Annotated in this window: 13 protein-coding genes; 7 read left to right on the plus strand and 6 right to left on the minus strand. The window is 68.7% G+C overall.

The annotated features are described in order from the left end of the window. Window positions 1-30: 30 nt before the first annotated feature. Window positions 31-324 (plus strand): putative quinol monooxygenase, encoded by a 294-nt coding sequence (locus ACQ5DX_RS24010; protein ID WP_430334971.1) that lies wholly within the window; start codon window positions 31-33, stop codon window positions 322-324. Between the two features lie 10 nt (window positions 325-334). On the opposite strand, the gene ACQ5DX_RS24015 is transcribed toward ACQ5DX_RS24010, so the two are convergent. Both ACQ5DX_RS24015 and lysX read right to left on the minus strand, forming a co-directional pair. Next, entirely contained in the window at window positions 335-1,042 is a 708-nt protein-coding gene (locus ACQ5DX_RS24015) for a DUF998 domain-containing protein (protein ID WP_430334972.1), read from the minus strand. A gap of 7 nt (window positions 1,043-1,049) precedes the next feature. Continuing rightward, complete coding sequence (lysX, locus tag ACQ5DX_RS24020) at window positions 1,050-4,430, minus strand: bifunctional lysylphosphatidylglycerol synthetase/lysine--tRNA ligase LysX (protein WP_430334973.1); 3,381 nt, start codon at window positions 4,428-4,430, stop codon at window positions 1,050-1,052. An 84-nt stretch (window positions 4,431-4,514) separates the two neighbouring features. On the opposite strand from lysX, the gene ACQ5DX_RS24025 reads away from it, so the two are divergent. Together ACQ5DX_RS24025 and ACQ5DX_RS24030 are read left to right on the plus strand one after the other, a co-directional pair. Next, on the plus strand, window positions 4,515-4,745 hold the full coding sequence (locus tag ACQ5DX_RS24025; RefSeq protein WP_430334974.1) for an RNA-binding S4 domain-containing protein: 231 nt from the start codon (window positions 4,515-4,517) through the stop codon (window positions 4,743-4,745). Window positions 4,746-4,863: 118 nt separating this feature from the next. Further along, window positions 4,864-6,165 (plus strand): alpha/beta hydrolase, encoded by a 1,302-nt coding sequence (locus tag ACQ5DX_RS24030; RefSeq protein WP_430334975.1) that lies wholly within the window; start codon window positions 4,864-4,866, stop codon window positions 6,163-6,165. Between the two features lies 1 nt (window position 6,166). Here ACQ5DX_RS24030 and rraA read toward each other — a convergent pair whose 3' ends face one another. The 4 genes from rraA to ACQ5DX_RS24050 form a co-directional block, all read right to left on the minus strand. Then, the gene (gene rraA, locus ACQ5DX_RS24035; RefSeq protein ID WP_430334976.1) at window positions 6,167-6,637 is read right to left on the minus strand and encodes a ribonuclease E activity regulator RraA; all 471 of its coding nucleotides are present in this window, start codon (window positions 6,635-6,637) and stop codon (window positions 6,167-6,169) included. A gap of 64 nt (window positions 6,638-6,701) precedes the next feature. Next, window positions 6,702-7,082 (minus strand): DUF5313 family protein, encoded by a 381-nt coding sequence (locus ACQ5DX_RS24040; RefSeq protein ID WP_430334977.1) that lies wholly within the window; start codon window positions 7,080-7,082, stop codon window positions 6,702-6,704. Between the two features lie 42 nt (window positions 7,083-7,124). After that, window positions 7,125-7,709, minus strand: a complete 585-nt coding sequence (locus tag ACQ5DX_RS24045; protein ID WP_430334978.1) for a TetR/AcrR family transcriptional regulator — start codon at window positions 7,707-7,709, stop codon at window positions 7,125-7,127. A 150-nt stretch (window positions 7,710-7,859) separates the two neighbouring features. After that, complete coding sequence (locus tag ACQ5DX_RS24050) at window positions 7,860-8,897, minus strand: phosphotransferase family protein (RefSeq protein WP_430334979.1); 1,038 nt, start codon at window positions 8,895-8,897, stop codon at window positions 7,860-7,862. 161 nt (window positions 8,898-9,058) lie between these two features. On the opposite strand from ACQ5DX_RS24050, the gene ACQ5DX_RS24055 reads away from it, so the two are divergent. The 4 genes from ACQ5DX_RS24055 (at window position 9,059) to ACQ5DX_RS24070 (ending at window position 12,665) form a co-directional block, all read left to right on the plus strand. Then, window positions 9,059-9,877 carry a sugar phosphate isomerase/epimerase family protein gene (locus ACQ5DX_RS24055; RefSeq protein ID WP_430334980.1) on the plus strand — a complete coding sequence of 273 codons (819 nt, stop codon included), beginning with the start codon at window positions 9,059-9,061 and terminating at the stop codon, window positions 9,875-9,877. 87 nt (window positions 9,878-9,964) lie between these two features. Beyond that, window positions 9,965-10,828: a CoA transferase subunit A gene (locus ACQ5DX_RS24060; RefSeq protein WP_430334981.1), complete on the plus strand. Its 864-nt coding sequence runs from the start codon at window positions 9,965-9,967 to the stop codon at window positions 10,826-10,828. Continuing rightward, window positions 10,825-11,583 (plus strand): CoA-transferase subunit beta, encoded by a 759-nt coding sequence (locus ACQ5DX_RS24065; protein ID WP_430334982.1) that lies wholly within the window; start codon window positions 10,825-10,827, stop codon window positions 11,581-11,583. The genes ACQ5DX_RS24060 and ACQ5DX_RS24065 overlap by 4 nt, the downstream gene beginning before the upstream one ends. Then, entirely contained in the window at window positions 11,580-12,665 is a 1,086-nt protein-coding gene (locus ACQ5DX_RS24070) for an NAD(P)H-dependent flavin oxidoreductase (RefSeq protein ID WP_430334983.1), read from the plus strand. Before ACQ5DX_RS24065 ends, ACQ5DX_RS24070 begins: the two co-directional genes overlap by 4 nt. Window positions 12,666-12,690 lie beyond the last annotated feature (25 nt).

Here is a 12,690-nt window from a genome sequence, read left to right on the forward strand (position 1 = left end):
GTGTGTCGGCGCTCACAGAAGAGGAGTTCGATGTCGAACCTGCATGTCGTAGCGACAATTCCGGCCAAGCCCGGGTCCGAGAACGCGGTCCGTGCCGCGCTCACCGCGCTGGTGGAGGCCAGCCGCAAGGAGGACGGCTGCGTCTCCTACGACCTGTACGAGTCGACTTCGGCACCCGGCACGTTCGTCGTCGTCGAGGTGTGGACCGACCAGCACGCTCTCGACATCCACATGAAGTCGCCGCACATGCGTGAGGCGGCCGCGACGTTCGGCTCGCACCTCTCCGCCGCGCCCGGCATCCACCCGCTGCGCCCGCTCGCCTGACCCGTCTGTTTCACGTGGAACCCGCCGCGACACCCTCCGTCGCGGTGGGTGCGGTGATGCCGTGCAGCTCCCGCCAGGTCCGGTCGTTGAGCACCGTTGCGGCGACGAGCACCATCCACCCGCTCATCGACAGCAGTTCGACGCGCTGCGCGAAGCCGAGCCAGTAGTGGCCGCCGGTCGGGTCGTCGACGCCGACGAGCATCCACAGGGTGCCGATCAGGAACAGCACGACGACGGTGAGCCCCGACCACCACATGGCCCGCGGCGCGCGGTAGACGAAGATCGCGATGATGAAGGCGACCGCCGAGACCACCGCGGCCGTCACCGACACCGTGCTCGTCAGCGCGTGCCACTGGTGGGTGAGTGGGACCTGCGTCGCCTCGCACGCCGGCTTCGAACACCGCAGCGGCAGCCGCGAGTCGGCGATCGTGCCGACCGCGAACACGCCCAGCGCGAGCCAACCCACCGTGGTGAGGAACCGGCGCGGGGTCAGCGTGAGGCCGATGACTGCGGCAACCGTCAGAACGATGCCGGTCAGCAGATCGCCACTTCGGTAGAGGATCCCGTTCTCCTGATCCGTGGCCGCGAGCTGGCTGGCGAAGCCCTCGAACGGATTGCCGCCCGGGTTGAGGAAGAAGGCCAGCACCCACGACGAATACAGCACCGCGCCCGCGATCAGCAGCGCGGCGAGTGCGTAGCGCCGCACTGTCACCGACATGGGGTCCTCAATTTCTGGGCTTGGCGAACGGGAATGCGAGGGACTCGCGGATGCTACCCCCGGTGACGAGCATGACCACACGGTCGACGCCCATTCCGAGTCCGCCGGTCGGCGGCATCGCGTGCTCGAGGGCCTGCAGGAAGTCCTCGTCGAGTTCCATCGCCTCCGCGTCGCCGCCGGCCGCGAGCAGTGACTGCTCGGTGAGCCGCTGCCGCTGGTCGATCGGGTCGGTCAGCTCGCTGTAGGCGGTGCCCAGTTCCATGCCCCACGCCACCAGGTCCCACTTCGCGGCGACGCCGGGGATCGTCGGGTGCGGCCGGGTCAGAGGCGACATCGACGTCGGGAAGTTGGTGTAGAACGTCGGGAACTCGGTCTGGCCCTCCACCAGGTGCTCGTACAGTTCCTGCGCGACGGCACCCGCATCCCACGACTTCTGGTACTCGATGTCGTTGGCGTCGCACAGCTTCCGCAGGTCCCCGAGCGAGGTCTCGGGGGTGACGTCGACGCCGAGTTTCTCGCCGATCGCGCCGTGCATCGTCTTGACCGGCCATTCGCCCGAGATGTCGACGGGCACGAGTTCGCCGTCCGGTCCGGGCCGCATGACCGTCTGGCTGCCGTGCGCGGCGACGGCGGCGGCCTGGATCAGTTCGCGGCACACCACCATCATGCGTTCGTAGTCGCTGTGCGCCTCGTACGCCTCGAGGATCGTGAACTCCGGGTTGTGCTTGAAGTCGACGCCCTCGTTGCGGAACACGCGACCGATCTCGAACACCTTCTCCATGCCCCCCACGCACAGCCGCTTGAGGAACAGCTCGGGCGCGATCCGCAGGTACAGGTCCAGGTCGTACGTGTTGATGTGGGTGACGAACGGGGCCGCGTTGGCGCCGCCGTGGATGCGCTGCAGGATCGGTGTCTCCACCTCGAGGTAGCCGCGGCCGGAGAGCGTATCGCGCAGCGACTTCACGATCGCGGTGCGCGCCGCCAGCAGTCGACGCGACTCCTGGTTGATCGCGAGGTCGACGTAGCGCTGCCGGACCTTCGTCTCGGCGTCGGTCAGGCCCTTCCACTTGTCCGGCAGCGGATGCAGGCACTTGCCGATCATCCGCCAGTCCGTGGCCAGCAGCGACAGTTCGCCCTTGCGGCTGCGGCCGATGGTGCCGCTGACCTCCATGAGGTCGCCCAGGTCGAAGTCGGAGGCGAACTCGTCGAGTCGGTCGCCGACGGTGGTGCGTTCGATGAGCACCTGGATGTCGCCGGACCAGTCCCGCAGGACCGCGAACGCGACCCCGCCGTAGGTGCGGATCCGCAACAGCCGACCGGCGATTCGCACACGGGTGCCCTCGGGGGAGGCGGTGGCCGCGGCCACCGTGTGCGTCGGGGGATACGCGACCGGGTAGGCGTCGATGCCCTCGTCGCCGAGGCGGGCCAGCTTGTCCATCCGGACCCGCACCTGCTCCGGCCGTCGAGGACCGATCGTTTCGGGAGCGGCGGCTGCACCGGCTCCAGTCGCAGGCGCGACGTCGGGGGCGCTGCCGTCGGCGTGCAGGAGGCCGGAGACCGCGATGGCCTCCGGTACTGCGGCACGGGTGCCGGTGTGGGTGACGGCGTTCGCCCGGTGCCCCAACGAGGGGATGGTCAGGAATCCCTCGGCGACGGCCGACGCGATGCCCACGCGGGGCAGATGGCGGTTGTCGTCGAAGCACAGGTAGCGCGGCGCCCAGTCCGGCTGGTACTTCACGTTGGACCGGTACAGCGCCTCGAGCTGCCACCAGCGGGAGAAGAACAGCAGCATCGACCGCCACATCCGCAGGATCGGTCCGGCGCCGATGCGTGCGCCCTCCTCGAAGGTGGACCGGAACACCGCGAAGTTGAGCGACACCCGGACGATCCCGAACTCGTCGCCCCGGGTCGCGAGTTCGCTGACCATCAGTTCGACGATGCCGTTGGGGGCCATCGGGTTCCGGCGCATCAGGTCGAGCGAGACCCCGTTGGGGCCCCATGGCACGAGCGAGAGCATGCCGAGCACGCCCCCCTCGCCGGCCGGACCGCTCCCGCCCGATCCCTCTCCGCCGATGGCTTCCACCAGCAGGCAGTCGCCGTCGAGCGGGTCGCCGAGACGGCCGAGGGCCATCGAGAAGCCGCGCTCGGTCTCGGTGTCGCGCCAGTTGTCGGCGCGCGAGATCACGTCGGCCATCTCCTGCGGCGGGATGTCGCGGTGACGTCGGATCCGGACGGTCACACCCTGTTTCTGCACGCGATGGACGGCCTGCCGCACCTGCCGCATCTCGCGGCCGTTCAGCGTGAAGTCGCGGGTTTCGAGGATCGCCTCGTCGCCGAGTTGCAGCACCGACAGGCCGCCACGCTGGTACGCGGTGGCGCCGGCCTCGCTCGCGCCCATCACGGCGGGCGCCCAGCCGTACTGCGAGCACAGCCCGAGCCACGCGTCGACCGCGTGCGGCCAGGCCTCCGGGTTTCCGATCGGGTCGCCACTGGCCAGGCACACCCCGAGCTCGACGCGGTACGTCACGGCAGCCTTGCCGCTGGGCGCGAACACGACCGCCTTGTCGCGGCGGGTCGCGAAGTAGCCGAGGGAGTCGCCCCCGCCGAAGGTGTCGAGGAGGCCACGCAGGGCCGACTCGTCGTTCCCCGTCAACGCGTTCGACGCCCGCTGCGACCGGAACAGGGTGATCACCGCGGCCAGGAGGGCGAGCGCGCCGAAGAGGCCGAGGAGGGTGTTGACGAAGACGTGCGGGTGGCCGTCGAACTGTTCGTTCTCGACGACGGACAGGGCCGTCACCCGGTTGAGGGCCCACAGGAAGCGTTCGTTCCGCGGCAGCGTGCCGGGAAACATCTCGACCAGGGCCCACCCGAGGAGCGTGCCGATGGCGAGTCCGGACACCAGGACGCCGAGTGCTTTCCAGGCGGCGCCCCGTCGGACGCGGGTGTAGAACTCCTTGCGCGACGCGATGAGGCCGACGAACACCACGATGTGAACCGCGCAGGCCACGGCCGCGCTGGCGTTCTTGTCGATTGCCGCCTCGAGCGCGTTGACGACCGCGAAAAGGAACATGTAGATCGTCAGCAGCCACCAGGCGATGCGTTTGCGGCTGGCCAGGGCCGCTGCGACCAATCCCAGCACGAGTGCCCACGACAGGCTCGTATCGGGCGCGTCGAAGTAGTAGTTGTCGATGTACACCCGCGGGGTGTGCACGAGGTACCGCAGCGCGGGCGACAGACTCCACAGGAAGACGAGCACGGAGTACACGCCGAGGATCAGGCCGGCGATGTGCGGCACCTCGGCGAGGCGCCCGCGTTTCGATGCGACCGGTGCTCCGCGTTCTTCCCGCTTGCCCGCCGCGTCGACCGGGCTGCCGGTGCTCGTGGCCATCTACGTCCTTTCCGTCACAGCGTCGTGTCCTACTCCAGTGTGAGGCGTTTCGGTGCTGTTTGGGGAAAGGGGGAAGATGGAGCCATGTCTGACGCTGTGGACGAGGTGCCGATCCGTGACGAGTCGATCCGCTTGGGTCAGTTCCTCAAACTCGCGAACCTCATCGAATCGGGCGCCGAGGCCAAGGGTGTCATCGCGGACGGGCTCGTGAGCGTCAACGGTGAGGTCGAGGTCCGACGCGGCCGGCAGTTGCGCGACGGCGACGTCGTGGAGATCGGCGGCCTGGCGGCACGAGTGGCCGGTCCGCGGACGTAGTCCACGCATCGCCCGTCAGGTACCAGGCGGGTACATACCCTCCGCGTAGTCGTGTCGTCGGGCCGGTCTGTCGGCGAGAATGGCACTGCCCGGGTCCGATGGACGGAGGAGGCACGCCATGGCCGAGATGACGGTGACGTCGAGTGGGCTCATGGTCGCGCTGTCCCGTGGCGAGAAGATCGCCGCGCTCCGCGGTGACGTCCGCATCCCGCTGTCGCAGATCCGAGACGTCGACGTGCTCGCGGACGCGTTCACGAACATTCGCGGTCGGCGTGTGCCGGGACTGGCGGTACCCGGCCGGATCCGGATCGGCACGTGGCGTGGCGGGAGACTGCGGACGTTCGTCGTCGCCCGTCGTGGGGTGCCGGCCGTGCGGGTGTGCACCGTCGGCACCGAGGCCGGCGCGGAGGTCGACGAGCTGATCGTCACCACCGCGAACGCGGCGACGGACGCGCAGCGACTGCGGGATGCGCTGGCGTCGGGGCGGCCCGAGTTCACCGAGCGGGAGGTGGCGTTCGAATCCTTCGACGGCACGACACTGGTCGGCATGCTCGCGGTGCCCAGCGGCGGCACGTCGGGGCCGGCTGCGTTGATTCTCAACGGTTCCGGGGTGATCGATCGGGACGGCGACCATGCCCGTTTGCCGATCGGGGTCAGCCGCGCCATCGCGCACGCGCTGGCGCGCAACGGTATGGCGTCGCTGCGGTACGACAAGCGTGGCGTCGGTGCGTCGGGGGGTGACTACCTGACGGCGGGGTTCGACGACAACGTGGAGGACGCCGCGTCCGCGGTCGAATGGCTGCGCACGACAGGAGGGTTCGCGCGGGACGCGGTCGCGGTGATCGGGCACAGCGAGGGCGCCTGCCTGGCGATGTCGCTGGGTGCCCGGCCCGGCAGCCGACCGGCGGCGGTGGTGCTGTTGTCGGCGCCGGCGATGACCGGGCGGGAGGTGCTGCTGTGGCAGACGGGCAAGGCCGTCGACGGGATGCCGCGTGCGGTGCGCTCGGTCCTGCGTCTGCTGCGGATCGACGTGCTGGCCCGGCAGCGCAAGGCGTTCGCCGAGCTGTATCGCAGCGACGGTGACGTCGGGCGACTGGGGAGGCGCAAGGTGAACGCGCGGTGGTTCCGGGAGTTCCTCGACTTCGATCCGAAACCGATTCTGCGGGAGAACCTTTCCCCGGTTCTCGCGATCACCGGGGCGAAGGACATCCAGGTGGACCCGGACGATCTCGAGGTGATCGCAGCGCTGGTGCCGGACGAGGTCGACACCGTGCGGGTCCCGGACCTGACCCACCTGCTGCGGCGGGATCGGAACGCGCCGTCGCTGCGTGCCTACCGCGGGCTGGTGCGCCGACCGGTGGACGCCGAGGTGCTGTCGCTGGTGGCCGACTGGACGGCCGGCCACCTGCAACGCATCTGAATCAGCGGACGACGACGCCGTCGTCGTCGCTGAAGACCGTCTCGCCCGGGTTGAAGGTGACGCCGCCGAAGGAGACGGGCACGTTCTTCTCGCCGGAACCGGTCTGGGTGCTCTTGCGGGGGTTGGTGCCGAGCGCCTTGATACCGATGTCGAGGGTGCGCAGGATCGCCGAGTCGCGCACCGCGCCGTTGACGATCACACCCGCCCAGCCGTTGGAGACGCCGCGGCCGGCGATGATGTCGCCGACGAGCGCGGTGTGCACGCTGGCATCACCGTCGACCACCAGGACGCCGCCGTTGCCCGGCTCGCTGAGGGTCTGCTTGACCAGCAGGTTGTCCTGGAAGCACTTGATGGTGGTGATCGGGCCGGAGAACGCCGCCCGGGCACCGAACTGGATGAACTGGGTGTCGCAGCTGCGGATCTCCGGGCCGATCTCGTCGGCCAGGTCGGCGGTCGCCACCGGCTCGCTCATGGGTTCCTTCCCTTCGTCGGTTTCGCCCGTCCACCATAGTTGACCGGTCGGTAACTTGTGCTGGTCAGCCGCGTCCGTGCCGCCGCTCGTAGTCGTCGCGGATCTGCTGCTCCCGCCGCTGTGTCTTCTCGGCGACCAGGTCGGGGTCGAGTCCGTGGCTCTGCAGTCGGTGCCGGCGGTAGACCCGCATGAGCGCGATCGCGAAGTACACCAGCGGGATGAACAGCAGCGCCATCATCGCCAGCGGAATCCAGATCGGCCCGGGGATGAGCAGGAACAGCGCCAGGATCGGCAGCACCGGAATCGTGAACCGGATCAGGTAGCGCACGGACGCGCCCGGACCGACCAGGTCGTTGCGGACCCAGTCCTGCAGCGAATCGGGCAGCGTCCGCCCGAACTGGTATCCCACGTACTGCCCGAATGTGGGGCGCTGAGGTGCCGACATGGGTCCAGGGTAGATCGGCGGCGCCCCTGACCGGCCTGGGGCTCAGCCCCGACCCTCGATGCCTTCCAGGAACACCGAGACGACGGCGTCCGCCAGGTTCTCGATACCGAATTCGGCGGTAGGAGAGAACCAGCGCAGCGACAGCCAGACGGCGTCGCGGATCATGCCGTACAGCACCTCGGCGGGCAGGTCCGAGCGGAAGGCGCCGGAGTCGATGCCCGACTCGATGACCGACATCCACGCGTCCTTCGTGGTGTGGGCGGCATTGCGAATCTTCCGATGGGCACTCAGCTTTCGCAGATAGGTGCCGTTGTTCTGGTAGATCTCGGACGCATGCGGGTGGGCCTGGCTGACCCGGAAGGACGCCTTGACGAGTTCGTCGAGGCGGTCCTTCGGGTCGTTCGGCGAGGCGAGGATCGCCTTGTACTCGTCGACGAGGGAGTCGAGGTACTGGGTGACGATCAGTTCGGCGATCGCATCCTTGGAAGGAAAGTAGTGATACAGGCTGCCGGAGAGGATGCCTACGCTGTCGGCGATGTCCCGGACCTTGGTGCCGGCGATGCCCTTCGTGGCGAACAGGACCGCGGCCTGCTCCATGATCAGGGTGTGGCGCTCGGACCACTCCATGCCTACCTCCGAAATCGAAAAATATGCTGACGACCAGCGGGATCGCATTTGCCGGCGTCGACTCTACCGAGCGCATCAAACATTTGCTGCAGGGAGGTCGGGCTAAGTCGTCCGCGGGCGATCGAATGGTTCGAGCTGCGCGACGGGTCGTCACAGCCGCTGTGCGTACCGCCAGGCCTGCGCGGCGAGGCGTTCGGCCTGTGCGCCGAACGACTCCGGCGACCGATCGGTCGAGCCCATCGCGCCGCGGAGGGTACGGGTGTAGACGCCCTCGACGATGCAGGCGATCTTCCACCAGTTGTAGGCGATGTAGAAGTCGATGTCGGGCACCGTGTTCGGCCGTGCCGCGGCGAGATACTGCTCCACGAGGGCGTCGCGGGTGGGGAACCCGGCCACCCGGGTGGGTGGGTTCTCGAGCGCGCATACCTCGTCGCCGGGTTGCGCCCAGTACGCCAGCAACTGGCCGAGATCGGCGAGCGGGTCGCCCACGGTGGTGAGCTCCCAGTCGAGGATGCCGCCGATCGCGCCGTCGGGCTTGAACAGGCAGTTGTCGAGCCGGAAGTCGCCGTGGACGATCCGTGCGGCGCCCTGTCGCGGAATGCGCTCGAGCAGGCGGTCGTGAGCGCGGCCGATGTCGTCGAGCACGCGGACCCGATCCTGCGCCCAGTTGGTGGACCAGCGCCGTAGTTGCCGCGCCACGTAGTCGTCGCGATCCGCGAGGCCACCCCAGCCGACGTCGCGCGGATCGACGGCGTGCAGGACGGCCAGCGCCTGCACCAGTGCGCTCGCGACGGCGGGTCGCCGATCGGCGGGCACCGTGGCCGCGACGGTCTCCGGGTCGCGGAGCACCACCCCGTCGATGTGGTTCATCACGAAGAACGGTGCGCCGGTGACGGCGTCGTCGTCGCAGGTGCCGACGACCCGCGGGGCGGGCACCGCAGTTCCACGCAGGCGGTCGAGCACCTCTGCCTCGCGGAGCACGTCGTGGGCGCGGGAATGTGCCATTCCCAGGGGTGGTCTGCGCAGCACCCATCGGGTGTCGTCGGCGCCTGTCACGAGATACGTCAGGTTCGAACGGCCGCCGGCGATGCGGTCGAAGCGCAGCGGCCCGCGTGCGCCGTCCACGTGCTCGGTGAACCACCGGGAGACCTGGTCGTCCCGTATGCCGGTGTCGGTGATGCTGCTCATCGGATGCCCTTCCAGTCGAGGCCGGCCTGGATGCCGTCGGCGGACATCGCTGCAGCGAATCGCCGGTTCGCGGTCGAGACTATACGGCGCATCAAACATTTGCTACATTACGTTCGTACCGCGGTCACGACATCGTCACCTGCACTGCGACAGGAGGTTTCGTGCAAAGCTCCCAATTGGACACGGCGCGCCGGTCCACCCTCGGTGTCTGTCTCGCGGCGACGGCCGATCGTCCGATCGGCGAGTCGCTGGAGATGCTCGGCCGCATCGGAGCGGACCGATTCGGTCTGCTGGCGGCGACCATGTCGGCGCAGGGTTGGGACGAGTCGATCGAGGTGATTCGGTCGACCGGCCTGCGGCCCGAGTTCATTGCCGGCGGGTGCCGTGCCATGCACGACGGCGACGGATGGGAGCGGGTGCTGTCGTCGCTCGAGCGCGCGGTCGACGCCGCGGTGGCGACGGGTGCGCCCACGGTGTGCTTCACCTCGGGCGGCTCCGGCCGTCTCTCCTGGGAGGAAGCCGCGGATGCGGCGGTCGACAGGTTCGGTCCGCTCGTCGAGTACGCCCAGGCGAGGGGCATCGGTCTCGCGCTGGAGAACACGATGTCGATCCGATCGGCGATGAGCTTCACCCACAGCGTCGCGGACATCGCGAATCTGGGCCGCAGGCTGGGGGTCGGGCTGATGGTGGACCTCTGTTCGGCCTGGCAGGAGCGGGGCTTGATACAGACCATCGCCGACAACCTGGACTCGATCCGGATCGTGCAGATCGGTGATCGTCACGCCGAGGCGACGTCGGTGCCGAACCGGCGGGTGCCGGGGGAGGGGAGCATTCCCCTCGACCGGATGGTGTCCGAGGTGAGCGCGCTCGGATACGTCGGGCTGGTCGATCTCGAACTGCTCGGTCCGGCGATCGACGAGGAGGGCGCCGAGAGTGCGCTGGCACGCGGGCTGGAGTGGATGCGGACGTACGTGCCGTGACCGACCACCACATGTAGCAAATGTTTGATGCGCGCGTTCCGTGAATCCCCGGGGCGCGGACAGAAGCAGACGAAGGATGGAAACGAATTGTCGGACAAGAGAATGTCGGAGAAAGAGGTGGTCAGCCGGCTGAAATCCGGCATGACCATCGGTATCGGCGGCTGGGGATCGCGGCGCAAGCCGATGTCGCTCGTGCGGGAGATCCTGCGGTCGGACATCGACGATCTCACGGTCGTGTCCTACGGCGGGCCGGACGTGGGATTGCTGTGTGCCGCGGGCAAGGTGCGCAAGGTCGTCTTCGGGTTCGTCTCGCTCGATTCGATCCCGCTCGACCCACACTTCCGGGCCGCTCGTCAGAGCGGAAGCATCGAGGTCGCCGAGTACGACGAGGGCATGCTGCAGTGGGGTCTGTACGCCGCCGGGATCCGGCTGCCCTACCTGCCGACCCGTGCGGGTCTCGGCTCGGACGTCATGCGCGTCAACCCCGAACTGCGCACCGTCACCGACCCTTACGGTGACGAGACCCTCGTCGCGATGCCGGCGATTCCGCTCGATGCGGCGCTGGTGCACATGAACCGCGCCGACATGCACGGCAACGCGCAGTACCTGGGTCCGGACCTGTACTTCGACGACCTGTTCTGCATGGCGGCCGAGCAGGTGTACGTCTCGTGCGAGCGCGTCGTGCCGACTGCCGAACTCACCGCCGAGGCCCATCCGTCGACGATCCGGATTCCCCGGTTGCTGGTCTCGGGAGTGGTTGCCGCTCCCGGCGGCGCTCATTTCACGTCGTGCGTACCGGACTACGACCGCGACGAGGCGTTCCAGCGTGAATACGTCTCGGCGGCAAAGGACCCGGAGAAGTGGCAGGCCTTCGTCGACCGCTACCTGGCGGTCCCGGAAGCGGAGTATCAGCGTGCGGTGCGCGACGAGCGTGAGGAGGCTTCGGCATGAGTGCAGCGACACGAGCGGAAGTGTGCGTGGTGGCGTGCGCGGAGGCGTACCGCGGCAACGGTGAGGTGATCGCCAGCGCGTTCGGAACCATCCCGGCGATCGGGGTCCGCCTGGCACGACACACGTTCGAGCCGGACCTCGTGGTCTCGGACGGTGAGGCCAGTGCGGTCCGCGGAACGTGGGCCGTCGGCGGTGCCGCCGAGGGGGACGTCGAGGCATGGTTGCCGTTCAACCAGATCTTCGATCTCGTGTGGAACGGCAAGCGCCACATCATGATGATTCCGACTCAGCTCGACACCTACGGCAACTGCAACATCTCCGCGATCGGAGACCATGCGCAGCCGAAGGTGCAGTTGCTGGGAGTGCGCGGCGCGCCGGGCAACACCGTCTACCACCCCACCAGCTACTGGGTGCCCAAGCACAGCTCCCGGGTGTTCGTGCCCAAGGTCGACATGGTGTCCGGTGTCGGCTACGACAACGCGCGCAAGGCGGGTCCGGCGGCCACGCGATACCACGAACTGCGCCGCGTGGTCACGGATCTGGCGGTCCTCGACTTCACGCCGGACACCGGCCGGCTGCGGCTGGTGTCGGTCCATCCCGGGGTCACCGTCGACGACGTCGTCGCGGCCACCGGGTTCGATCTGGTGATCCCCGAGTCGGTTCCGCAGACGCGCACCCCGACCGCCGCGGAACTCGAACTGATCCGCACCGTCATCGACCCCCGCAACCTGCGCGACAAGGAGGTACCCGCGTGACCACCGTCGAATCGAATCCCGGTGCGCTGCACACCCGCGTGTGCGACCTGTTCGGGGTGAAGTACCCGATCGTGCAGACCGGGATGGGGTACGTCTCCGACGCCAAGCTCACCGCGGCCACCGCGGCGGCCGGCGGTCTGGGCATCATCGCCGGCGGCATGCTGAGCTACGACGAGCTCGAGCAGGCGATCAACTATGTCAAGGACCGCACCGACGCACCGTTCGGGGTGAACCTGCGCGCCAACCAGGAGGACGTCGGCCGGCGGCTCGACCTGCTGATCCGCTCCGGGGTCAAGGTGGCGTCGTTCGCGCTCGCGCCCAAGCGGGACCTGATCGCCAAGCTCAAGGACGCCGGGCTGGTGGTGGTGCCGTCGATCGGTGCGCGGCGGCACGCGGAGAAGGTCGCCGAGTGGGGCGTCGACGCTGTCGTGGTGCAAGGCGGGGAGGGCGGCGGTCACACCGGCGCGGTCCCGACGAGCCTGCTGCTGCCGCAGGTGGTCGACGCCGTCGACATCCCGGTGATCGCGGCCGGCGGTTACTTCGACGGTCGCGGCCTGGTCTCGGCGCTGGCGTACGGCGCCGACGGCATCGCGATGGGCACCCGGTTCATGCTGACCAGCGACTCGCCGGTGGCGGAGGCGGTCAAGGACGTCTACCTGTCGAAGTCGGTCAACGACACCGTGGTGACGCTGGAGATCGACGGTGTGCCGCAGCGCGTGCTCCGGGCCGGCACCATCGACCAGCTCGAGTCCACCCGGGGCCCGCAGCGCGTGTTGCGCGCCGTGCGCAATGCCGTTGCGTTCCAGAAGCTCTCGGGCACCCCGTGGAAGGACATGATCCGCGAGGGACTCGAGATGAAGAAGAGTCACGAGCTCGGTTGGCGCCAGGTGGTGATGGCCGCGAACGCGCCGATGTTGTACCGCTCGGCGCTCGTCGACGGCAACGCCGACATCGGTGTGATGGCCACCGGCCAGGTGGTCGGCCTGATCGACGACATCCCCAGCTGCGCCGAGCTCATCGAGCGCATCGTCGCCGAGGCCGAGGCGACGCTCGCACGCCTGACCCGCGCCGACGGTGCGTAGCAAATATTTGATGCTTCCAGGAGGA

Source organism: Rhodococcus sp. ACT016 (assembly GCF_050477185.1).
Lineage (GTDB): Bacteria > Actinomycetota > Actinomycetes > Mycobacteriales > Mycobacteriaceae > Prescottella.